This window comes from Gemmatirosa kalamazoonensis (genome assembly GCF_000522985.1).
Lineage (GTDB): Bacteria > Gemmatimonadota > Gemmatimonadetes > Gemmatimonadales > Gemmatimonadaceae > Gemmatirosa > Gemmatirosa kalamazoonensis.
Map to the genome: position 1 here is coordinate 3,876,705 of NZ_CP007128.1, position 21,412 is coordinate 3,898,116.

A 21,412-nucleotide genomic window follows, 5' to 3' on the forward strand; every position below is an offset into this window, starting at 1 on the left:
CGCTCGGCTTCCACGCGCGATCACGTCGAGCGTGGCGCGTGGAGCGTGGAGCGTGCGATCAACCCTGCACTTCGTTCGAGCAGCTCGTCGGCGACGCCGAACGGCGTCAGCGTGCCACTCTCCAGTGCCGCGAGCCGCTCGTCGAGCCACGCCATGGTCCCGGTATCGGCCCACAGGCGCGATCGCACCTTCTGCTCCACGACCTCGACGACACGCTCGCGGAGCCGCGCCCGCCTGCGACTCCTAAGCTCGCCGCTCGCCTCAAGATAGCGGAAGTGGCGGTCGAGCGCGCCGAGCACCTCGACGATCCCCTCCCCCTTCGCGGCGACGCTCTGCAGCACCGGCGGCACCCAGCGCTCCGGGTGATCGGCGCTCGCCGCGGCGCGCGCGGCCCGCGCGGGGTTCATCGCCTGGCGCGTCGCCTCGCGTTCCTCGGCCGACAGGGCCTTGAGGTCCACGCCGTGGTGCGCGGGGACGTTGCGCATCGCCGCGCCGCCGCGGAGGCCGAGCATCAGCTCGATGTCGTTGCGGAGCCGATCGGCGCCGGGGCGGTCGGCCTTGTTCACCACGAATACGTCGGCGATCTCCATCACGCCGGCCTTCAGCGTCTGGATCGAGTCGCCGCTCTCCGGCACGAGCACGACGAGCGTGGTGTCGCTCGCGCGCGCGACATCGAGCTCGCTCTGTCCCACGCCGACGGTCTCGATGAGGATGAAGTCGATGCCGAATCCATCGAGCACGTCGCACACCTCGCGCGTCGCCGAGGCGATGCCGCCGAGCGAGCCGCGCGTCGCCATGGAGCGAATGAACACGCCGGGGTCGAGCGCGACGGACTCCATGCGGATCCGGTCGCCGAGCAGCGCGCCGCCCGTGAACGGCGACGTCGGATCGACGGCGACGATGCCGACGGTGTGGCCCTGGTCGCGCAGGAGGCGCGCGAGCGCCGTCGTCATGGTGCTCTTCCCCGCGCCCGGCGGCCCGGTGAGGCCCACGCGCCGCGCCCTGCCTAACGACGGGTGAAGCGCGGCGAGCAGCCGGTCGAATCCGGGGCGGTGGTTCTCGACGACGCTCACGGCGCGGGCGAGCGCGGCCTTCTTGCCGTCGCGGAAGTCGTCGAGCAGTCGGGCGATCGGGTCGGAGGCGCGGGCGAGCGTCACGTCGTGGAGGCGCGAGGGGCGGTGTCGGGCTCGTCGTGCTCGTCGCGGATGTCGCCGACCAGCTCCTCGAGCAGATCCTCGAGCGTCACGATCCCCTGCGTGCTCGCCTCCGCGCCCACCGGCGCGGCGGGGTCGCGCACGACGGCGATGTGGCGTCGCGTGCGCAGCATGGAGAACAGCAGCTCGTTGCACGGCGTGTCCAGCGTCGCCGTCGCGACCGGGCGCACGGGCGGCCACTCGTCGCCGCCGGACTTCAGCACGTCGAACGCGTGCACCATGCCGACGACGCAGTCGAGCGAGCCGTCGATCACCGGCACGCGGCTGTACTTCGAGCCCGCGATGCGGTGCGCGATCATGTCCGGCGGTTCCTGCACGTCGACCGCGAACATCTCGTCGCGCGGCGTCATCACGTCGCGCGCGCGCTTCTCGCCGAACTGCACGACGCCGGTGATGATTGCGATTTCCTGCGACTCGCCCACGCCCTCGCGCGCGCCCTCGCGCAGCAGCTCCTCGATGTCGCTCCGCGCGACCTCCGCGAGCGGCTGCGGGCGCCGCTCGCAGAACGGCCGCGCGAGCAGGCCGCCCACCCAGCGGAGCGGCGTCACCACGACGTCCACGACGCGCAGCAGCGGCACGAGCAGCGGCACGAGCGCGGCGGGCCATCGCCGGCCGATGGCGCGCGGCAGCAGCTGGCCGACGGCGAGGATCACGAGCGCGAGGACGATCGCGCGCCAGACCACCTGCAGCGTCGTGCGCTCCCCCGCGCCGACCGCGGCACCGGCGAGGAACACGGCGAGCGCGATGCCGGTGCCGGCGGACACGAGCAGCCGCTGCGGGCGATCGAGATAGAGCTCGGCGAGCGTCGCGCCCGACAGCCGCCGCTCCACCCAGTGGCGCAGCCAGATGCGGCTCACCGAGCGTACGGCGATCGCCGCGGCGGTGAGCGTGCCGACGACGAGCGACGTGAGGAGCGCGATGAACGAAAGCCTCACGACGCCCCTTCCGCGCTCGGGTCGCCGCCGGCGTGCGTCGCGGGCTCCGGCTCCAGCCGCTCGAGGTACACGCGCAGCACCTTCCGTCGCACGACGCGCTCGACGACGATGCGGAACCCGTCGACGGTGAGCCGTTCGCCGGCGCGCGGCACGCGGCCGAGCAGCTCGTACACCAGGCCGCCCACCGTGTCGACGTCCTCGTGCTCGAACGAGTGGCCGGTGACGTCGGACAGCTCGTCGAGCGTGACGCGCCCGGACACCCAGAACTTGTTCGGCCCCTCGACCTCCACCGCGCGCTCGTCGTCGTCGTACTCGTCGCGGATGTCGCCGACGATCTCCTCGAGCACGTCCTCGATGGTGATGAGCCCCGCGGTGCCGCCGTACTCGTCGGCGACGATGGCGATGTGCGTCTCGCTCGTGCGGAAGTCGCGGAGCTGCTCGTCGATGCGCTTCGTGGGCGGCACGAAGTGCGCGGGGCGCACGAGCGACGTCCAGCCCGCGGCCGGCTCCTCGCCCGCGATGACGTTCGGCAGCAGGTCCTTCGCGTAGAGGATGCCCACGATCTCGTCGAGCGTGTCCTCGTACACCGGGAGGCGTGAGTGCTCGGAGCTGCGCACGCGGTCGATCACCTCCGACCACGGCGTCTCGCGCTCCACGCCGACGATGTCGACGCGCGGCACCATGACCTCGCGCACGACGGTCTCGCCGAGCGAGAAGACGCCGGCGAGGATCGACTGCTCCTCCGACGAGACGTCCGCCTCGGACGCGATGACCTCGCGGAACTGCTCGGCGGTCTCCTCGCGCGACGACTCGTCCGCGGGCGCCGGCGGCAGCGCGCGCAGCAGCGCTTCGTCGAGCCGGGCGTTCAGCGCGAGCACCGGAGCGAGCACCATCTCGGTCGCCCGGGCGAGCGGCATCAGCCGACGCGCCGCGCTCGCGCCGAGCGCGTCGCCGATCTCGCGCGCCGCCGCCTCGGACACGACGACGACGAGCGCACCGGCGACGAGCGCGAGCGCGATCGCCACGCCAGCGGTCCGCTCGTGCAGCACGAGGGCGCGCGCGGCGGCCGCGCCGGTGAGCAGCTGCGCGAGCACGCGCGCGAACGCGAGCGCCCGGTGCGTGCGCGCGTGCGCCGAGGCGTCGGCCGCCTCCGCGTCGTGCTCCGAGGCGAGCAGCGCGGCGTCGACCAGCACGAACAGGAACGCGGCGGCGATGCCGAGCAGCACGGCGATGGTGGAGCTCATCGGACCGCCTCCCGCGCGTTCCACAGACGGTCCAGCAATCGCTCCTGGCGCCGCCACATCGGCGACGTCGTGCGCGCCTCGTCCTCCGGGTGCTCGTGGCCGAGCGCGTGCAGCACGCCGTGCACGACGAGCCGCGCGATCTCCTCGCGCACGCCGATGCCGGCGCGCGCCGCGTTCTCGCGCGCGACATCGGGCGCGATGTAGATGTCGCCCGCCACCGGCGCTCCGGGTACCGCCGGCGGCAGCTCGAACGTGATGATGTCCGTCGGGCCGCGGTGGCGGAGGTGTGTCCAGTTCAGCGCCGCCATCCGCTCGACGGCGACGAACGTGATCGACAGCTCGGCGGCGCGCACGCGCTCCGCGCGCAGCACGTCGCGCGCGAGCTGCGCCACACGCTCGCGTGCCACCGGCGAGCGTACGCCGTCCGTCGCCACGTCCACGTGTACGTCGGTCACGCCGGCGCCGTCTCTGCGTTCACCGCGCCCGTCGTCCCGACGCCGCCTGCCGCCGTCGGGTACTCGATGCGGTTGTGGTGCATGCCCAGCAGCACGCGCACGAACTGCTCCTTCACCAGCTCGATCTGCCGCAGCGTGAGGGGTGCGTCGCGGAGCTGTCCCTGCTCCATGCGCTGCCGCACCACGTGCTCCACGAGCTCGCGGATCTTCTGCGGCGTCGGATCCGGGAGCGCGCGCGCCGACGCCTCCACGCCGTCGGCGAGCATGAGCACCGCCGTCTCCGCGGTCTGCGGGATGGGGCCCGGGTACGCGTACTCGCCCGCGTTCGGCAGCGCGTCGCCGCGCTCGCGCGCCTTCTCCATGAAGTAGCCGATGCGTCCCGTACCGTGATGCTCCACGATGAACGCGCGCAGCGGCTTCGGGAGCTTGATCTCGTCGGCGAGCTCGAGCCCCTCCTTCACGTGGTTCTTGATGATCGACGCGCTCGTGTTCGGCTTCAGCTTGTCGTGTGGGTTGCGGCCGCGCGCCTGGTTCTCCACGAAGAACTGCGGCTTCTTCAGCTTTCCGATGTCGTGGTAGTACGTGCCCACGCGCGCCAGCAGCCCGTTCGCGCCGATCGCGTTGCACGCCTGCTCGGCGAGGTTCGCCGTGGCGATCGTGTGCGCATATGTGCCGGGCGCCTCGAGCGACAGCCGCTGCATGAGCGGGCGGTTGAGGTCCGACCACTCGAGCAGCCGCAGGTAGGTCACGGTGCCGGTGAACTCCTCGGCCGGCGGCATGAGCCCCATCGCGAGCGCCACGGAGACCACGGCGCCGAGCGTGCCGAAACCGACCATGAGCCCCAGCTCGCGCCACGTCCAGCCGAGCGTGAGGCCGAGCGCGAGCGCGGCGAGCGCGTAGCCGGCGGCGACGATGAGCATCGACAGGTACGCCTGGTTGCGCCGCCGCACCGTCTGTACGCTGACCGCCGCCGCCACGCCGCCGACGAGCAGGATGAACAGCGCGTTCGTGCCGCGGAACGGACCCTGGCTGCCGACGAGCACCGCGAGCACCATCGCCGCGATGAGGCTGATGCGCGGGTCGAACAGGATGCTGAGCATGACCGCGGCGAGCGCCACGGGCACGATCTCCGGCCGCGGCGTCGGCATGCGCGCGACCAGCGCGGCCGTGCCGAGCACCAGGGCGAACTCCAGCGCGAACAGCAGCACGACGCGCATCTGCGCGTAGAGCTGCGGCCGGAACAGCAGCAGCGTGACGCCGAAGACGACGAGGATGATGAGGTTGTGCAGCACCGAGCCGACGACGCGCGCCGCGGCGCGGGTGGACGAGACCTCGGTGCCGCCGCGCAGCTGCGTCGCGTCGCGCAGCGCGCGCATCTTGTCGTTCGCCTCGCGCCCCACCACCTCGTGCGCGCCGACGATCTTCTCGCCCGCGCGCACGAAGTAGCGGTCGCGCTCCACCGCGATCGCCGCGGCCTCGCGCATGCGGTCGGTCGCCGCGCGGTCGGCGACGAGCGTCGGGCGGAAGAAACCGCTCAGCAGCTTCACGTACAGCGCGTCGCCGACGTCGTTCGTCGGATCGGGATGGGCGCGCCGCGCGCGGGCCAGCAGGCTCGCGAACGTCATCACGCTGTCGGCCGGCACGATCGTCGTGTGACCGCCCTGCGCGATCGCGACCTGGCCGCGCGCGTCGGTGAGCGCCGTCGTCGACGCCACGCCGCCCGGGAGCCAGCGATCGAGCACGCGCTGCACGGCCTCGATCTGCGCGCGACGGCGCGTCGGCGCGTGCAGGTACGCGATCTCGGCCGGCGTGAGGCGGATCCCCACCTGGCTCGCCGCCGCGGCGACCGCCGGCCCGGCCGCGGTGCCCGCGGCGCCGTAGGCCTGCTCGAGCACGCGCGCGAACGCCGCGAGCTGCGTGCGCGACGTGTCGAGCGCCGCGGGCACGAGGTCGAGCACGAGCGGCTCGGCGCGGCGCGCGGCGTCCCGCTCCCCCTGCAGCTGCGCGTCCGTCTTCGGCACGCGGAACGCGAACGGCGCGATGACGTTCTCCGGGGCCACGGCGCCCACCTCGTACAGCGGCAGCTCGACGGCCGGCGCAAGCGGGAACAGCAGGAACGCCCCGATCGCGAGCGCGAGCGCGATCGCCAGCCGCGCGCCGTGCGCGCCCAGCGTGCCTAACGTTCGACTTCGACCGCCGTCGTCACCCGACGGCTCGGCCTGGCCCCACGTACCCACGGTCAGTCTCCCGCGTCGTCCGCGTACGCCCTGATGATGTCCCGCACGAGCCGGTGGCGCACGACGTCGGCATCGGTGAAGTAGTGGAACGCGATCCCCTCGATGTCGGTGAGGATGCGCTCGACCTGCATCAGCCCCGAGTCGGAGCGGTTCGGAAGGTCGATCTGCGTCTTGTCCCCCGTGATGACGATCTTCGAGTTCACGCCGAGTCGCGTGAGGAACATCTTCATCTGGAGGTTCGTCGCGTTCTGCGCCTCGTCGAGGATGACGAACGCATCGCCGAGCGTGCGGCCGCGCATGAAGGCGAGCGGCGCGATCTCGATGGTGCGCGTCTCGAGCGCTTTCGCCACCCGTTCGGGCGGCATCATCTCGTCGAGCGCGTCGTACAGCGGCCGCAGGTAGGGATCGACCTTCGCCTGCATGTCGCCGGGGAGGAAGCCGAGGCTCTCGCCCGCTTCCACGGCCGGCCGCGCGAGCACGATGCGGCGCACGCGCTTGCGCACGAGCGCATCGACCGCCATCGCGACGGCGAGGTACGTCTTGCCCGTGCCCGCCGGGCCAATGCCGATCACGATGTCGTTCTCGGCGATCTTCTGCATGTACTCCGCCTGGCCCGACGTCTTCGCCTGGATGACGCGCCGCACGCCGGGGAGTGCGAGGCGGCTCGCGTCGGCGGGCCCGCTGGCGCCGTCGCCGTCGCGCCCCGTGTCGAGGCTCAGGCGCAGCACGTCGTCGGGCGTGATGAGACCGCCCTGCCGCGCCAGCTCGATGAGCCCACGCGCCAGCTCGGCCGCGCGCGCCAGCGACTCCGCGTTGGGCGCCGAGATCGTCAGCGTGTCGCCGCGCATCGTGACGCGCGCGCCCGTGATCCGCGCGAGCTCGTTCAGGTTCGCGTCGTTGACGCCCGCCAGCGAGAGCTGATCGGCGCCCTCGGTCGAGAGCCGTTGCGTGCCGCCGTCTTCCGTCACTTCCCCTCCTCCTCCACGCGTAGACGCAGCTCCTGCAGATCCTCGGGCGGCACGTGCGTCGGCGCGCCCTCGAACAGCGCGCGCGCCGCGGTCGTCTTCGGGAACGCGATGACGTCGCGCAGCGAGCCGGCGCCCGACCACAGCATCGCGATGCGGTCGAACCCGAACGCGATGCCGCCGTGCGGCGGCGCGCCGGCGCGCAGCCCCTCGAGCAGGAAGCCGAAGCGCGCGCGCGCCGTCTCGTCGTCGATGCCGAGCAGCGAGAAGATCTTCGCCTGCAGCGTCGGGTCGCTGATACGGATGCTGCCGCCGCCGAGCTCCGTGCCGTTCAGCACCACGTCGTACGCACGGGCGCGCGCCTTCTCCGGCGCCGTGTCGAGCAGGTGCGCGTCGTCGAGCATCGGCGACGTGAACGGGTGGTGCATCGGCGCGAGCGCGCCGGTCTTCGGGTCGCGCTCGAACATCGGGAAGTCGACGACCCACAGCAGCTCCAGCGCGTCGTCGCGCACGAGGCCGAGGCGCCGCGCGACGTCCTGTCGGATGCGGTCGAGCGCGGGGCTCGTGACGTGGTCCGGCCCCGCGACGATGATCGCCATGTCGCCGTCCGTGAGGCCTAACGCGTCGGCCGCGTCGGGGCGCAGGAACTTCGCCGGCCCCCCCTCGAGCTTCCCATCGGTGCGCTTGAGGAAGATCGCGCCGTGCGCGCCGGCGCCCTTCGCGAGCGCCTGCAGCTCGTCCTGCTCCTTGCGCGAGAACCGCGCGCCGCCGGGCGCGACGAGCCCGCGGAAGCGGCCGCCGGCGTCGAGCACCGTCGCCGCGACGCCGAACTCCGTGCCGCGGAACACGTCGCTCACGTCGGAGAGCTTCAGGTCGTAGCGCAGATCCGGACGGTCGATGCCGTAGCCTTCCATCGCGTCGCGGTACGTCATCCGGCGGAACGGCGCCGTCACCTCCACGCCGTTCTCGGCGAACAGCTCGACGATCAGCCCCTCGGCGAGCCGGATGATGTCGTCCTGGTCGACGAAGCTCGCCTCGATGTCGATCTGCGTGAACTCCGGCTGCCGGTCGGCGCGCAGGTCCTCGTCGCGGAAGCAGCGCGCGATCTGGAAGTACCGGTCGAAGCCCGCGACCATGAAGAGCTGCTTGTAGATCTGCGGCGACTGCGGCAGCGCGTAGAACTCGCCCGCATGCACGCGGCTCGGCACCAGGTAGTCGCGCGCGCCCTCGGGCGTCGGCTTCGTGAGGATCGGCGTCTCCAGCTCGAGGAAGCCGTTGTCGCTCAGATAGCGTCGCGTGCGCTGCGCGAGGCGGTGGCGCAGCATGAGACTGTGCTGCAGCTCGGGGCGGCGCAGGTCGAGGTAGCGGTAGCGCAGCCGCAGGTCCTCCGACGGGAGCTTCTCCCCGCGCCCGCGCGCCACCGGGATGGCCGGCGTCTCCGCCGCGCCGACGACGCGGATCGCCGTCGCGCGCACCTCGACCTCGCCGGTCGCCATCTCCGCGTTGCGGCGCTCGGCCGGGCGCAGCACGACCTCGCCCTCGACGAGCACGACGCTCTCGATGCCGACGGCGGCCGCCGTCCGGCGCGTCTCGTCGTCGGCGCTCGACGGGTCGAACGACACCTGGACCACCCCGTCGCGGTCGCGCAGGTCGAGGAACACGAGCCCGCCGAGGTCGCGGCTGCGGTGCACCCAGCCGCCGAGCGTGACGCGGGCGCCGGCGTGCTCGGCGCGCAGGGCGCCGCAGGTGTGGCTGCGCAGGGACGTCGCGAGCGGCGACGCGACCGGCGACGCGGTGTCGGAGGCGGACGGAAGGACGGTGGTCACGAGTGTCGGGACGCGCGACGAGTGAGCGCGGCCGCAGCGGCGGCCGGGGCGAGGGGGCGCGACGGAAGCATCCACGTCGCGCGAGGAGGCCAGCGGGGGTGGCGGTCGGCGCCGTCCGCTGGTCGAGAGGGCGCGTCGCTCACGCGCCGGCGGGTCGCGCAGTCAGCGCGGACGGCCGCTCAGAGGGACGTGCACGGGTATTTCGCGATCGCATACGAGAGGTGGGAATGTAAGGCCCGGGCCGGGCCCGGGGTAGCGGCGCGCTTGCATCGCCGGAGCCCGTCGGATAGTCTCAAGTCGATGCGCCACATGCTCTTCGCCGCCTCGTTCGGGGCCGCTCTGTGCCTCCGGACGGTGCCGGTGAACGCGCAAAGCGTGCCGTCCGGGAGCCCCGTTCCGGGGCGCGCCCTGCTCGACTTCCCACTCGGCACGGTCGGCGAGATCCCCGCGCTGTCGAACGCCGGCGGCGGCGGCCTGTTCAACCCGGCGGCGATCCTGCCCCTGCACCCGGTGCGGCTCAGTGCGGCCGTCGCGGCGCTCAGCGCGACCGAGACGCGCGGCGTGGACGGCCAGGTGGGCACCGTCGTCGCGACCCGCGGGCTCACCGCGTTCGGCGTCGGGCTCGCGCGCATGAGCGTCGGCGGCCTCGATCGCACGGGCGACAGCGACCCCACGGTGCTCGGCTCCATCCCATACTACACGTCGGTCGCCTCGCTGCTCGCCGCGCACCGATTCGGTGGCGCCGCCAAGCGCCGGCTCGTGGTCGGCGCGGCGGCGCGATATCGCTCGGGGACGTCCGACACGGTCACGGCGAGCACCGGCGCGCTCGACTTCGGCGTGATGGCCGACCACCTCGGCGGGCATCTCGACCTGCGGGTCGCCGCGGCGACGTACCTGCTGCGGCCGTTCAACCAGGGCATCGAGCGCCCGGGGCTGCACCTCGGCGCCGACGCGCGGGTCGCCGGCCCGGACGATGCGCAGGAGGTGCGCATGGGGCTCGCGACCGACGTCACGCGGGGCGCGACGCGCGAGACGGGGCTCTACGCGAGCGGCCGGTGGCGCTTCGCGGAGGCGCGCGCGGCGGTCGCGAAGGCGAACGACTTCCAGAGCTCGCAGACGCGCACGCGGCTCGGGGTCGCGTTCCGCGGAACGCGCTTCGCGGTAGGAGTCGCGCACGAGGGGAGCGACCCCGGGTTCGGCTCCATCTGGCAGTTCTCCTTCAGCACGCAGATCCGATGAGGCACGGGACGCGATGAGCGTCGAGCTACCGATGTTCGACGGTGGGTCGGAGGCGGACGGCGCCGCGGCGTCGCGTCCGCGGGGCGTGCCCATCCCGACGCACGGCCCGGGCGGTCGGTTCAACCTGCTGAACCTCGCGCCCGCCGAGGCCGAGCGCGTCGTCGCGGAGTTCCTGCGCGAGCGCGGGCACCCCGCGTACCGCGCGCGCCAGATCGTGCCGCGCCTGTGGGAGCGGCCGGTGCGCGCGTTCGACGAGATCACCGACCTGCCGAAGGCGCTGCGCGCGGAGCTCGACGAGCACTTCGAGCTGCCACGGCTGGAGTGCACGGCGCGTCAGCGATCGAGCGACGGCACGCAGAAGTTCCTGTTCCGGCTCACCGACGGGCAGGCCGTGGAGACGGTCGCCATCCCCGACGCGGACCGCCTCACGTTCTGCATCTCGTCGCAGGCGGGATGTGCGCTGAAGTGCTCGTTCTGCGCGACGGGCGTGATGGGCTTCGCGCGCAACCTGCAGCCGTTCGAGATCGCGGGACAGGTGCGCGAGCTCGCGCTGCTCGATCCGCCGCTCGTCGCGACGAACATCGTGTTCATGGGCATGGGCGAGCCGCTCATGAACTGGAAGGCGGTCGACCGTGTGCTGTCGATCCTGAACGACCCGAAGGGGTTCGGCATCGGCGCGCGGCACATCACGGTGTCGACGGTCGGCGTGCTGCCGGGCATCGTCGCGCTGGGCGAGCGCCCGGAGCAGTTCCGCCTCGCACTGTCGATCCACGCGCCTAACGACGCGCTGCGCGCGACGCTCATGCCGGTGAACACGAAGTACCCGCTCGCCGAGGTGATCGCGGCGGCGAAGGAGTTCGATCGCCGCGTGACGTTCGAGTACGTGATGCTCGGCGGGGTCAACGACCGGCTCGAGCACGCGCGCGAGCTGGCGGCGCTCGCCCTGGACTGCCGCGCGTTCGTGAACCTGATCCCGCTGCACCCGGGCGGCGCGGTGGGATTCGTGCCGACGCCGGCGAACGAGATCGACCGCTTCGCGCGCGAGCTGCGCGAGCGCGGCGTGGAGGTGGCGGTGCGCAAGAGCCGCGGCGTGGACATCGCCGCCGCGTGCGGGCAGCTACGGGTCGAGCGTCTCGGCCGGCGGGCGCCACGAACGGCCGACCAGCACGGTGAGATCCAGGTAGCGTGAGCTGTCGGGGCGCGACTCCACGCGCGCCCCGCCCATCGCCTTCGCCGCGCGGCGCGCCCAGTCGGGGTGGCCGCTGCGATCGAGCACCAGCGAGCTGTCGATTCGGTCGCGCGTGGTGCCGATCTCCACGACGTCGAACCCGCGGTCGCGCAGCCAGCGTGTCGCCCGGCGCGCGAGGCCGTTGATCGTCGTCGCGTTCACGACCTGCACGCGCACGCGCACCCCGCTCGGCGCACGGGCCGTGGAGTCGTCGGGGATCTTCGGCGCCGGCGGTGTGGTGTCGGCGCGGGTCGCGCGCGACGCCTCGCGCTTGGTCCAGCGCGACGCGGTGCCCCACGCGAGCACGCCGAGCAGCAGCAGGGCGAGGATCCAGCGGCCGATCTTCATCGCGTCGCGCTCAGCGCACGGAGTTCCAGAAGCTCGCCGTCTCGGGGAAGATCTCGAGCCCCTCGCGCAGCGACCACTCGATCCGCATGCGCACGACCTGGCGCAGCACGCCGTCGAAGTCGCGACCGACGAGCGCGGCGAGGAACGCGCGGTCGGTCGCCGCGAACTTCCGCCCCGGCTCGAGGAAGTCGGCGACGTAGAGCGCGCGCCCCACGCGTCCCCACCGCGCCGACCCGATGGTGTGCCACCGCACCGCGTCGAGCACCTCGGTGCGCGTCTCCCCTTCGCGCTCGAGCATCACCGCCGCCGCGGGACCGTGCAGCAGCTCCGTGGGCGACTCGTGGTCGCCGGTGAGGTCCCGCAGCAGCGCCTCGGGCGCATCGCGCAGCGCGTCGTGCCAGGCGCCCGCGTCGCGCATGGCCGCGGCCTCGCCCTCGTCGCATGCGATGACCGGCGCCCACTGCGCGAGCAGTGTGGTCACTCGCTTGATGTGCGCGAGGCGCTTCTCGCCGACCTGCGCCCACGCGGGGAGCGCGAGGTGCACGTCGTGGGACGTCGTCGGACGGCTGTTGGTGTCGGTCACGGAATCGGATCCTAACGCGGCGAGCTCGCGACGCCACCAGTCGCGCGACGCGATGCCGGGGTGCGGCAGCGTGAGACGCAGCGTGCTGATGGCGCGCTCGCCGTACCTCACGATGTCGCAGTCGAGCGGACGCGGCCCCCACCGCACCTCGCGCCGGCGGTCGCGCCCCGCGCGACGCTCGACGTCGTGCAGCGCATCGAGCAGCGCCTCGGGCCCGAGCGAGGTCTCGACGAGCAGCATCTGGTTCAGGAACGGCCCCTGTTCCACCGGACCGTGTGGAGCGGTCTCCTCGACGTCGGTGGCGGCGACGACGCGCGTGTCCGGGAGTCGCGCGATCTCGTCGCGCGCGAACGCGAGGTGGGCCGCGCGGTCGCCGAGGTTGGAGCCGAGCGCCACGTAGGCCTGCTCCACGCTCACGACGCGCGCTCGCGCTCCAGCACGACCTCGGCGTGGTCCAGCGGCGCACCGAGCGGCACGTGCGGCTTGCGCACCGCGATGCGCGCGCGCGCCACGCCGTCGAGCGCGAGCGCGCCGTCGCACACGTCGTGCGCGAAGTCCTCGAGGTACCGGATCTCCGCGCCACGAACGCGCGCCGACACGACGTCGTGCAGCGCGCGGTAGTCGAGCAGCGGCGCCGCCCGCGACGCGTCGTCGCGCCACACCGTGATGTCGACCTCCAGCGGCTGCGCGATCTCGCGCTCGTGCGGCAGGATGCCGACGAGCGCGTGAAAGCGGAGGCCGCGCAGCGAGACGGCGAGCGAGTCGCCCATCGCGCGCCGGTCAGCCGTCGAGCGCGGTGCGCATGTCGCGCACGAGCGTGAGCGCGCGCTCCACGCTCTCACCCGCCGCGCGCACGAGGGCGCTGCCGACCGCGATGCCGTCGGCGAGCTTGCCCACCTCGGCGGCCTGCTCCGGGCGCGAGATGCCGAAGCCGACGCAGATCGGCAGCGTCGTCGCGCCGCGCAGCCGCTCGATCGTCGCGGGCAGCGTCGCCGGCATCGTGCTCCGCTCGCCCGTCACGCCGAGTCGGCTGATGAGGTACACGAAGCCCGAGCCGTGGCGCGCGATCTCCGCCATGCGATCGGCCGGCGTCGTCGGCGCGACCAGGCGCACGAACGCGAGCGAGCCGCCGCCGAGCCACGCCTCACGCTCCGGGTCCGCGCCGACCGGAAGGTCCGTCACGAGCACGCCGTCCAGGCCTGCGTCGACCGCGCGCTGCAGCACGTCGCCGCCCGAGGCGATGAGCGGGTTGAGGTACGTGAACAGCACGGACGGGATGCGCGGCTTCACGCGTGCGACCAGGTCGAGCGTGCCGTCGAGCGTCATGCCCGCCTCGAGCGCGATCTGCGACGAGCGCTGGATCACCGGGCCGTCGGCCAGCGGGTCGGAGAACGGCACCCCGACCTCGACGATGTCGGCGCCGGCGTCGGCGAGACCGGCGAGCAGCTCCGCCGAGCGCGCGGCGTCGGGATGGCCGGCCGTGATGTACGCGACGAGCGCCTTGCGACCACTCGCGCGCAGGCTCGCGAACTTCTCGTCGATCGCGTTCGTGCGCGCGAAGCCGTTAGGCGTCACGAGCATGCGTGCTTCGATGCCCACCTCCAATCGCTCGCCGCCGCCGGTCAGCTCGTCGCCCGGTGTGCCGGAAGTCGCGGTCATCGGCCGTTCTCCGTATCGATGTCGGGCAGGTCGCCCATCTCGCTCACCTGCGCGACGTCCTTGTCGCCGCGGCCGCTCAGGCAGATCAGCACCGGCTCGTCCGACTTCCACCGCCCGCACTGCTGCTCCACCCACGCGATCGCGTGCGACGTCTCGAGCGCGGGGATGATCCCCTCGAGTCGGCTCAGCAGCGTGAAGCCGCGCAGCGCGTCGGCATCGGTGACGGCGACGTACTCGGCGCGCTTGCTGTCCTTCAGGAACGAGTGCTCGGGGCCGACGCCCGGGTAGTCGAGCCCCGCCGAGATCGAGTGGGCCGGATGCACCTGACCGCCGGCGTCCTGCAGCAGGTAGCTCAGCGAGCCATGCAGCACACCGGGCGTGCCGCGGGTGAGCGACGCGGAGTGGCGCTCCGAGTCGAGCCCCTCGCCCGCCGCCTCGACCCCGACCAGCTCGACGTCGCGGTCGTCGACGAAGCCGGCGAAGATCCCCATCGCGTTCGACCCACCGCCGACGCACGCGACGACCGTCTGCGGCAGCCGCCCCGCGCGCTCGAGCATCTGCGCGCGCGCCTCGCGCCCGATCGTCGCCTGGAACTCGCGCACCATGCGCGGATACGGCGCCGGGCCGACCACGGAGCCGATGATGTAGTGGCTCGTGTCGACGTTCGTCACCCAGTCGCGGATCGCCTCGCTCGTCGCGTCCTTCAGCGTGCGCGTGCCGCTCGTCACCGGCTCGACGGTCGCGCCCATGAGCCGCATGCGCCACACGTTCAGCGCCTGCCGCCGCATGTCCTCCTCGCCCATGTAGACGACGCACTCGAGGCCGTAGCGCGCGCACACCGTGGCCGTGGCGACGCCGTGCTGCCCCGCGCCCGTCTCGGCGATGATGCGCTTCTTCCCCATGCGCTGCGCGAGCAGCACCTGGCCCACCGTGTTGTTGATCTTGTGCGCGCCCGTGTGGTTCAGATCCTCGCGCTTGAGCCACACCGGTGCGCCCACGCGCGCGCCGAGTCGCGGCGCCGCGGTGAGCGGCGACGGCCGGCCGACGTAGTTGCGCAGCATGTCGTCGAGGTCCGCGCGGAACGCGGGATCGCGCAATGCGGCGTCGAGCGCCGCCTCCAGCTCGTCGAGCGCGGGGACGAGCGTCTCGGGCACGTACCGGCCCCCGAAGGCGCCGAAGCGATCGTTAGGCGCGGCGGCCGTGGCCGCGTCGATGGGCGTCGTCACTGCGAGCTCACTGAGATGGTGTACCGGGCTGCGTGCGCGGCGCGACCGCCGCGGCGCCCTGTGCGAACGCGCGCATGAGCGCGTGGTCCTTCTGCCCCGGCGCCTCTTCCACCCCCGACGACACGTCGACGACGTCGGGGTGCATCGCCTCGGCGGCACGCGTGACGTTCCCCGGCGTGAGCCCGCCCGCGAGCACGAGCCGCGTCGCGCCACGTACCGCAGCGGCCGCGTCGTGCAGCGCGAGCCAGTCCAGCGCCACGCCCGTGCCGCCGAGCTTTCCGTTGACCTTCGCGTCGAGCACCACCGCATCGGCGGCGGCGAACAGCTCGGCCGCGTTAGGCGGCAGCGCGGCGCCCTCCACGCGGAGCACCGCCCACACCTCGCGCCCCGTCGCCTCGCGCACGCGCTGCACGTGCTCCGGCGTCGGGTCGGCGTGAAGCTGCACCGCGTCGAGGCTCGCCTCGCCCGCCAGCTCCGCGATCTCCGACGGCGACTGCGTGCCCATGACGCCGACGCACCGCGGCACCGACTGCCACGACAGCGCCGCCGCCGCGCGGCCGGCCGAGAAGATCTGCGCGGCGCTCGCGGAGCTGACGAGTCGCGGCCCGCCGGCGAAGATCGCGCCGAGGTACCGTGCGCCGAGTCGCGCGCCTTCCGCCGCGTCCTGCAGGCGGGTGAGGCCGCAGAACTTCACGGCCGGGCCGCGCCGCTCCACCGGGCGCCCGATCATGCCGCCACCGACGCGCGTCGGCCGACGCGTGCGACGGAGGCGAGCGCGCGCACCGCGGCGGTCGGATCGGCGGACGCGGAGACGCTGGAGCCGACGAGCACGGCGTCGGCACCGGCCGCCGCGGCGCGCTCGACCTCGGCCGACGTGCTCACACCGCTCTCGAACACCGCGACGCGGTCGGGCGGGATCAGCGGCACCAGCCGCTCGCCGGTCGCGAGGTCGATGGCGAGCGTCTCGAGGTTCCGGTTGTTGACGCCGATTACTGCCGCCTCGGTCGACAGCGCCGTCTCCAGCTCGCGCTCGTCGCGCACCTCGACGAGCACGTCGAGGCCGACGTCGGCGGCGAGCGCGGCGAGCGCGCGAAGCTGGGTCGGGCGCAGCGCGCGGGCGATGAGCAGCAGCGCGCTCGCGCCGAGGACGCGGGCCTCGATCACCTGCGCCGGGGCGACGTGGAAGTCCTTCTTCAGCAGCGGAACGGACACCGCGTCGCGGGCGTCGCGCAGGTCCGCCTCGCTGCCCCCGAAGCGCGTCGGCTCGGTGAGCACCGAGAGCGCGGCGGCCCCGCCGGCGGCGTAGGCGCGCGCCTGGTCGGCGGCGGAGAGGCCCGGGGCGATGTCGCCCTTCGACGGCGAGCGGCGCTTGATCTCGGCGATCACGCCGACCGACGCGCGTCGCAGCGCACGGGCGAACGACGGGACGAGGGGCGCGTCGGCGGCGAGCCGCTCGAGCTCACCCGCTCGGGGCTCGAGCGCCCGGCCGCGGCGCTCGGCCTCGTCGACGAGCATGCCCAGGGTGCCGGTGGGGGGCGTCCAGTGGGAAAAATCTTGCACTTCGGCCGCTGTTCGGCTAACGTGAATTCGGCAGATGTTCGGGCAACGTCCGATCGCGCGTCCGCGCCGAACGTACCCCACCGGATCGAGGAATCCCATGCCGCTCACCAAGCGCCAGCGCGAGATCCTGACGTACCTCGGCAGCTACTCCGAGCGCAACGGCTACGCGCCGAGCTTCGAGGAGATCGCCGAGACGTTCAACTATAACTCTCTGGCGACCGTTCACGAACATCTGACCAACCTGGAACGGAAGGGCTACATCAAGCGCAGCTACAACGAGAGCCGCGCGATCGAGATCCTGCCCTCGGACACGTTCCCCCGCGCAGTCGAGCTGCCGCTGCTCGGCGCCGTCGCGGCCGGCATGCCGATCGAGGCCGTCGCCTCCGGCGAGACGCTCGCGGTGCCCGAGTCGTTCCTCCGCAAGTCGGGCAGCCACTACGTCCTGAAGGTGCGCGGCAACTCGATGATCGACGCGCACATCTCCGACGGCGACTTCGTCATCGTGAACGAGCGCCACAACGCCGACAACGGCGAGATGGTCATCGCGATGACGAGCGGCACCTCGGCCACGGTGAAGAAGTTCTACCGCGAGAAGGACGGCCGCATCCGCCTCCAGCCGGCGAACGAGACGATGGAGCCGATCTACGTCTCGGAGAACGACATCACGATCGAGGGTGTCGTCGTCGGCGTGCTCCGCCGCTACTGACCGACCACGCGTCGACGTATTCGGGGCGCCCCGCTTCGGGGCGCCCGTCGTGTTTTCGGATCAGGCGTCGCCGTACGCCGCTCGCATCCGATCGAGCGCGCGGAGCCCGTCGCCACGCTCCAGCGCGCGCCTCGCCGCGCCGATCCCGTCCGCGTAGCTGTCGGCGATCCCGGCCACGTAGAGCGCGGCGGCGGCGTTGAGAACCACCGCCGCCTGCGCGCCCGCCGGTCCGCCGCCGGCGAGCACCTCGAGGATCACGCCCGCGTTCTCCTCCGGGCTGCCGCCGGCGAGGTCGGACTCGCGCACGCCGGCGAAGCCGTGCTCCGCCGGGTCGATCGTCCACGCCTCGGGCGTCGCGCGGCCACGGCGCACCTCGAGCACGCGCGTCGGGCCGAGCGGCGAGATCTCGTCGAGGCCAGGCTCGCCGTAGACGACCATCGCGTGCACGCTGCCTAACGAGGCCAGCGCGCCGGCCATCAGCGGCAGGCGGCCGACCTCGGCCACGCCCACCACCTGCCGCCCCGCCGACGCCGGGTTCGCGAGCGGGCCGACCATGTTCATCACCGTGGGAATGGCGAGCTCGCGCCGCACCGGACCGACGTGGCGCATCGCGGGGTGCATGGCCGGAGCGAACATGAACACGATGCCTGCCTGGTCGAGCACGCGGCGCATGCGCTCCGGCGGGCAGTCGATCGGCACCCCGAGGGCCTCCAGCACGTCGGCGCTTCCGGACCGCGTCGTGTTCGACCGGTTGCCGTGCTTCGCCACCCGGGCGCCGGCGCCGGCGGCCAGCAGCGCCGCGGCGGTGGAGATGTTGAACGTCTGCACCGTGCCGCCGCCGGTGCCGCACGTGTCGACGAGCGCGTCCGGGTCGTCGACCGGCAGCGGCACCATCACGCTGCGCATCGCGCGCACGACCGCGGCGACCACCTCGCCGCTCTCGCCGCGCACGCGCAGGGCGATCAGCAGCCCCGCGATCTGCGCCGGCGTCGCCTCGCCGCGCATCACGACGTCGAACGCCGCGGTGACGGCGTCCCCGCCTAACGGTTGTCCGGCGGCGAGCAGACGGAGCGCGTCACGCAGCGCGTCGGGGGCCGGGCCGCTCATGCGCGCTCGCTCATGCGACCGCGATCACGTCGAGCAGCCGCTCCGGCAGCTGCGCGTGCGTGGCGATGAGCGCGATGACGAGCCCCAGCAGCCGCACGCGCTCCACGTCCTCGTCGGTGTACGCGGAGGCGTTCGCCTTGTTCGTGAGGTTCACGACGCCCACGAGCTCCCCGTGGTAGACGAGCGGGAAGCTGATGAAGCTCCCGGTCGTGAAGTACTGATCGTGGAGCAGCGGGTGCGTGCCCGCGTCGCGCACGTCGCGCACGAGCAGCGGCACCCTGCTCTGCGCCACGCGACCCGCGACGCCCTCGCCGAACCGCACGCGTGCGCCGTCCATGACGTGCGGCGCGATGCCGCGCGCGGCGGCGAGGTACAGGTGGTTCGGCTCCGGCGCGCGCAGCATCAGCGAGCAGCGCTGCGCCTGCATGTCGTCGCCGACGAGCGCGAGCAGCCCGTCGACGAGCTGGCGCGGGTCGTTCGCCGCCGCGTCGAGCGACAGCACGCGGTCGATGAGGTACAGCGTGCGGCTCGTCTGGCGCAGCGTCTCGCCGCGGCGGTGCAGCTCGAGCTGCGTCTGCTCCAGCTGCGCGGCGGAGCTGGAGATCTGCTGCTCCAGCATCTCCGCGCGCCGCTCCGCGCGCCGGACCGCCTCCGCCTGCTGCGTCGCCGCCATCTCCATCGCGACGGGCGGCGGCGCGATCGCGGGCATGCCCACGGCGGGCGTCGCGCGCACGTCGGCGAGCTGCCGCTCCAGCGCACCGAGCTTGCGCACGTACTCGGCGTGCACGCGCTGCGTGACCTCCTCGAGCGTGTGCACGGCCTCCTCGCGCGCCTCGCGCTCCCACAGCCGCGCGAACGCCAGCTCGAACAGCGACACGGCGGGCGCGAAGCGGTCGAGCACCCGCGCGCCGAAGATCTTGCGCGGCTCGGTGAGCGCGAGCACCGCCGGGAGGTAGCCCTCCACGCGCACGCCGCGCAGCGACAGCGTTCCCTCCGCCGGCAGCGTCAGCGTGAACAGCCGCGACACCTCCGAGGAGCGGTCGGCGAGGTCGACGAAGCGGCCGCCGCTCATGATGCCGAGTCGGAGCTGCGTCGGCAGGTGCTCCATGCTCGCGTCGAGCGGCGCGCGGTCGGTGTGGCCGCCCAGCGGGAGCAGGCGCTCGGCCAGCAGCCCGCGCCGCTCGTCGTAGGTCAGCAGCGCGACGCTCGCGCCGCGGTCGAGCTCCGCGAGCGCCTCCGACAGCGCGACGAGCGCCGCGCCCACGTCGGGTGCGGCGCCAAGAGCGTGGGCGAGCGAGGCGAGCGTGCGTGGCGGCATCTGCCGCGAAATGTGCCGGGGCGGGTGGCCTCGGTCAATCAGCCGAGCGCGGCCGCAGCGCGTCGTCGTGCGCAGCGGAGCCGCTTTGTGTCCCGCGTCACGCCGGCTAGCTTCCCGCCAATGTCGCGCACGGTTCAGCTGGTGCTCCACTACGACGGTGCCCGGTTCGCCGGGTGGCAGCGGCAGGCCGACGCCCGCACCGTGCAGGGCGAGCTCGAGGCGGCGCTGGAGCGAATCTGCGCCACGCACGTGCCGGTCGTCGGCGCCGGACGCACCGATGCCGGGGTGCACGCCCGCGGACAGGCCGCCGGAGTGCGCGTGGCCGAGCGATGGACGCCCGCCGCGCTGCGTCGCGCGATGAACGCCGTGCTGCCGGCGGACGTGTGGGTGGCCGACGCGCACGAGATGCGTCCCGAGTTCCACGCGCGGTTCCGCGCCGTCGCGCGCCGCTACTCCTACGTCGTCGGCACCGACGAGGAGGCGATGTCCCCCTTTCGCCGCGGACGCGAGCTCGCGTTCAGGCGTCCGCTCGCGCGCGAGCTGCTCGACGCCGCCGCGGCCGCGCTCGTCGGCGACCACTGCTTTCGCGCGTTCGCCGTGAAGGGCACCGCGCCGGCCGACGACCCGCACCGGTGCATCGTGACCGAGGCGTCGTGGCGGGACCGGCCGGGCGGGCTCGTGTTCGTGGTCGAGGCGAACCGGTTTCTCCATCACATGGTGCGCTTCCTCGTCGGCACGATGCTCGACGTCGCGTCCGGCCGACGCGATCCCGGCGACGTGGCGCGCTTGCTCGTCGCCGCCGACAATAGCGAGGTTTCAGCGCCGGCTCCGCCGCACGCGCTCTTTCTCGACGGGGTACGCTACCCCGCTGACCTCTACCTTCCGACCGCATGAGAATCCTTCTCGCGTCCGCCTCGCCCGCCGACATCCGATGGGCCGCGGACCACGGGCTCGCCGACGGGATCGTGACGTCGCCGTCGCTGCTCGCGAACGAGCGCTCGGGCGCGGATCCGCGCGAGCTGCTGGCCGAGATCTGTCGGCAGGTCGGACTGCTTCCGGTGCACGCGAGCGTCGCCGCAGTCGACCCGAACGACATGTATCGCGACGGCCGCGAGCTGGCGAAGGTCGCCGACTCCATCGTCGTCGAGGTGCCGCTCGTCGACGACGCCGTGGTGGCGATCCGCCGGCTTGCGAGCGAGGGCGTGCGCGTCGCGGCGACGCTCGCGTTCAACGCGGCGCAGGCGCTGCTCGCCGCGAAGTCGGGCGCGTCGTCGGTCACCATCGCGGTGGACCAGCTCCACGAGCTCGGAACCGACAGCATCGTGGTGGTGCAGGAGTCGCGGCGGCTGTTCGACCGCGCGGGCGCGGAGTGCGATCTCGTCGCCGCCTATCCGCGCGGCTCGGCGGAGTTCATCGCGTGCGGGCTCGCCGGCGCCGACGCGGTCACGGTGGACGTCGAGAACCTGCGCAGCCTGCTCGTGCATCCGCTCACCGACCGCGGCGTCGATCGCTTCCTGAAGGAGCTCGCGACGCGCCCGAAGCCGCGCATCGCGCCGGTGTGA

21 protein-coding genes are annotated in these 21,412 nt (G+C 73.3%); 5 read left to right on the forward strand and 16 right to left on the reverse strand.

Features of this window, described 5'->3' with window-relative positions:
• Positions 1 to 20: 20 nt before the first annotated feature.
• Genes meaB through aspS form a run of 7 tightly spaced genes read right to left on the reverse strand, consistent with a single transcriptional unit; the run spans position 21 to position 8,876 of the window.
• The gene (gene meaB, locus J421_RS16855) at positions 21 to 1,157 is read right to left on the reverse strand and encodes a methylmalonyl Co-A mutase-associated GTPase MeaB (RefSeq protein ID WP_104022728.1); all 1,137 of its coding nucleotides are present in this window, start codon (positions 1,155 to 1,157) and stop codon (positions 21 to 23) included.
• Positions 1,154 to 2,149, reverse strand: coding sequence for a CNNM domain-containing protein (locus J421_RS16860; RefSeq protein ID WP_025412354.1), 996 nt, complete (start codon positions 2,147 to 2,149; stop codon positions 1,154 to 1,156). Before J421_RS16860 ends, meaB begins: the two co-directional genes overlap by 4 nt.
• Positions 2,146 to 3,393, reverse strand: coding sequence for a hemolysin family protein (locus J421_RS16865; protein ID WP_025412355.1), 1,248 nt, complete (start codon positions 3,391 to 3,393; stop codon positions 2,146 to 2,148). The genes J421_RS16860 and J421_RS16865 overlap by 4 nt, the downstream gene beginning before the upstream one ends.
• Complete coding sequence (gene ybeY / locus J421_RS16870) at positions 3,390 to 3,848, reverse strand: rRNA maturation RNase YbeY (RefSeq protein WP_025412356.1); 459 nt, start codon at positions 3,846 to 3,848, stop codon at positions 3,390 to 3,392. The genes J421_RS16865 and ybeY overlap by 4 nt, the downstream gene beginning before the upstream one ends.
• The gene (locus tag J421_RS16875; protein WP_025412357.1) at positions 3,845 to 6,085 is read right to left on the reverse strand and encodes an HD family phosphohydrolase; all 2,241 of its coding nucleotides are present in this window, start codon (positions 6,083 to 6,085) and stop codon (positions 3,845 to 3,847) included. The genes ybeY and J421_RS16875 overlap by 4 nt, the downstream gene beginning before the upstream one ends.
• Before the next feature lie 2 nt (positions 6,086 to 6,087).
• On the reverse strand, positions 6,088 to 7,053 hold the full coding sequence (locus J421_RS16880) for a PhoH family protein (protein ID WP_025412358.1): 966 nt from the start codon (positions 7,051 to 7,053) through the stop codon (positions 6,088 to 6,090).
• Entirely contained in the window at positions 7,050 to 8,876 is a 1,827-nt protein-coding gene (aspS, locus tag J421_RS16885) for an aspartate--tRNA ligase (protein ID WP_201773029.1), read from the reverse strand. Before aspS ends, J421_RS16880 begins: the two co-directional genes overlap by 4 nt.
• A 309-nt stretch (positions 8,877 to 9,185) precedes the next feature.
• Between aspS and J421_RS16890 the strand changes: the two genes are divergently transcribed.
• Entirely contained in the window at positions 9,186 to 10,115 is a 930-nt protein-coding gene (locus J421_RS16890; protein ID WP_025412360.1) for a hypothetical protein, read from the forward strand.
• 13 nt (positions 10,116 to 10,128) lie between these two features.
• Complete coding sequence (rlmN, locus tag J421_RS16895) at positions 10,129 to 11,304, forward strand: dual-specificity RNA methyltransferase RlmN (protein ID WP_201773030.1); 1,176 nt, start codon at positions 10,129 to 10,131, stop codon at positions 11,302 to 11,304.
• Here rlmN and J421_RS16900 read toward each other — a convergent pair.
• The 7 genes from J421_RS16900 to J421_RS16930 are packed head-to-tail and all read right to left on the reverse strand — an operon-like array spanning position 11,233 to position 16,674.
• Positions 11,233 to 11,691: a LytR C-terminal domain-containing protein gene (locus tag J421_RS16900; RefSeq protein WP_025412362.1), complete on the reverse strand. Its 459-nt coding sequence runs from the start codon at positions 11,689 to 11,691 to the stop codon at positions 11,233 to 11,235. The two genes, rlmN and J421_RS16900, sit on opposite strands and share 72 nt — an antisense overlap.
• A gap of 10 nt (positions 11,692 to 11,701) precedes the next feature.
• Entirely contained in the window at positions 11,702 to 12,691 is a 990-nt protein-coding gene (gene folK, locus J421_RS16905; protein ID WP_158508820.1) for a 2-amino-4-hydroxy-6-hydroxymethyldihydropteridine diphosphokinase, read from the reverse strand.
• Positions 12,688 to 13,044 carry a dihydroneopterin aldolase gene (locus J421_RS16910; protein ID WP_025412364.1) on the reverse strand — a complete coding sequence of 119 codons (357 nt, stop codon included), beginning with the start codon at positions 13,042 to 13,044 and terminating at the stop codon, positions 12,688 to 12,690. Before J421_RS16910 ends, folK begins: the two co-directional genes overlap by 4 nt.
• Positions 13,045 to 13,054: 10 nt before the next feature.
• Positions 13,055 to 13,933 carry a tryptophan synthase subunit alpha gene (gene trpA, locus J421_RS16915; protein WP_025412365.1) on the reverse strand — a complete coding sequence of 293 codons (879 nt, stop codon included), beginning with the start codon at positions 13,931 to 13,933 and terminating at the stop codon, positions 13,055 to 13,057.
• On the reverse strand, positions 13,930 to 15,159 hold the full coding sequence (gene trpB, locus J421_RS16920) for a tryptophan synthase subunit beta (RefSeq protein ID WP_104022730.1): 1,230 nt from the start codon (positions 15,157 to 15,159) through the stop codon (positions 13,930 to 13,932). Before trpB ends, trpA begins: the two co-directional genes overlap by 4 nt.
• Before the next feature lie 7 nt (positions 15,160 to 15,166).
• Positions 15,167 to 15,889: a phosphoribosylanthranilate isomerase gene (locus tag J421_RS16925; RefSeq protein WP_104022731.1), complete on the reverse strand. Its 723-nt coding sequence runs from the start codon at positions 15,887 to 15,889 to the stop codon at positions 15,167 to 15,169.
• Positions 15,886 to 16,674 (reverse strand): indole-3-glycerol phosphate synthase TrpC, encoded by a 789-nt coding sequence (locus J421_RS16930; RefSeq protein WP_025412366.1) that lies wholly within the window; start codon positions 16,672 to 16,674, stop codon positions 15,886 to 15,888. Before J421_RS16930 ends, J421_RS16925 begins: the two co-directional genes overlap by 4 nt.
• Positions 16,675 to 16,816: 142 nt before the next feature.
• On the opposite strand from J421_RS16930, the gene lexA reads away from it, so the two are divergent.
• The gene (gene lexA / locus J421_RS16935; RefSeq protein WP_025412367.1) at positions 16,817 to 17,425 is read left to right on the forward strand and encodes a transcriptional repressor LexA; all 609 of its coding nucleotides are present in this window, start codon (positions 16,817 to 16,819) and stop codon (positions 17,423 to 17,425) included.
• Between the two features lie 60 nt (positions 17,426 to 17,485).
• Here lexA and trpD read toward each other — a convergent pair whose 3' ends face one another.
• Together trpD and J421_RS16945 are read right to left on the reverse strand one after the other, a co-directional pair.
• A complete protein-coding gene (gene trpD, locus J421_RS16940; RefSeq protein ID WP_104022733.1) occupies positions 17,486 to 18,532 on the reverse strand; it encodes an anthranilate phosphoribosyltransferase in 1,047 nt (348 codons plus the stop codon).
• A gap of 10 nt (positions 18,533 to 18,542) precedes the next feature.
• Entirely contained in the window at positions 18,543 to 19,850 is a 1,308-nt protein-coding gene (locus J421_RS16945) for a GAF domain-containing protein (protein ID WP_148306365.1), read from the reverse strand.
• Between the two features lie 120 nt (positions 19,851 to 19,970).
• Here J421_RS16945 and truA point away from each other — a divergent pair, with 120 nt between their 5' ends.
• On the forward strand, positions 19,971 to 20,744 hold the full coding sequence (gene truA, locus J421_RS16950) for a tRNA pseudouridine(38-40) synthase TruA (protein ID WP_025412370.1): 774 nt from the start codon (positions 19,971 to 19,973) through the stop codon (positions 20,742 to 20,744).
• Positions 20,741 to 21,412, forward strand: coding sequence for a transaldolase family protein (locus J421_RS16955; protein ID WP_025412371.1), 672 nt, complete (start codon positions 20,741 to 20,743; stop codon positions 21,410 to 21,412). Before truA ends, J421_RS16955 begins: the two co-directional genes overlap by 4 nt.

Coding starts and splice junctions, on each gene's coding strand:
- J421_RS16865 (WP_025412355.1), bottom strand. CDS start 3,393: ATGAGCTCCACCATCGCCGTGCTGCTCGGCATCGCCGCCGCGTTCCTG.
- J421_RS16890 (WP_025412360.1), top strand. CDS start 9,186: ATGCTCTTCGCCGCCTCGTTCGGGGCCGCTCTGTGCCTCCGGACGGTG.
- rlmN (WP_201773030.1), top strand. CDS start 10,129: ATGAGCGTCGAGCTACCGATGTTCGACGGTGGGTCGGAGGCGGACGGC.
- J421_RS16900 (WP_025412362.1), bottom strand. CDS start 11,691: ATGAAGATCGGCCGCTGGATCCTCGCCCTGCTGCTGCTCGGCGTGCTC.
- J421_RS16910 (WP_025412364.1), bottom strand. CDS start 13,044: ATGGGCGACTCGCTCGCCGTCTCGCTGCGCGGCCTCCGCTTTCACGCG.
- trpA (WP_025412365.1), bottom strand. CDS start 13,933: ATGACCGCGACTTCCGGCACACCGGGCGACGAGCTGACCGGCGGCGGC.
- J421_RS16925 (WP_104022731.1), bottom strand. CDS start 15,889: ATGATCGGGCGCCCGGTGGAGCGGCGCGGCCCGGCCGTGAAGTTCTGC.
- J421_RS16930 (WP_025412366.1), bottom strand. CDS start 16,674: ATGCTCGTCGACGAGGCCGAGCGCCGCGGCCGGGCGCTCGAGCCCCGA.
- lexA (WP_025412367.1), top strand. CDS start 16,817: ATGCCGCTCACCAAGCGCCAGCGCGAGATCCTGACGTACCTCGGCAGC.
- trpD (WP_104022733.1), bottom strand. CDS start 18,532: ATGAGCGGCCCGGCCCCCGACGCGCTGCGTGACGCGCTCCGTCTGCTC.
- J421_RS16945 (WP_148306365.1), bottom strand. CDS start 19,850: ATGCCGCCACGCACGCTCGCCTCGCTCGCCCACGCTCTTGGCGCCGCA.
- truA (WP_025412370.1), top strand. CDS start 19,971: ATGTCGCGCACGGTTCAGCTGGTGCTCCACTACGACGGTGCCCGGTTC.
- J421_RS16955 (WP_025412371.1), top strand. CDS start 20,741: ATGAGAATCCTTCTCGCGTCCGCCTCGCCCGCCGACATCCGATGGGCC.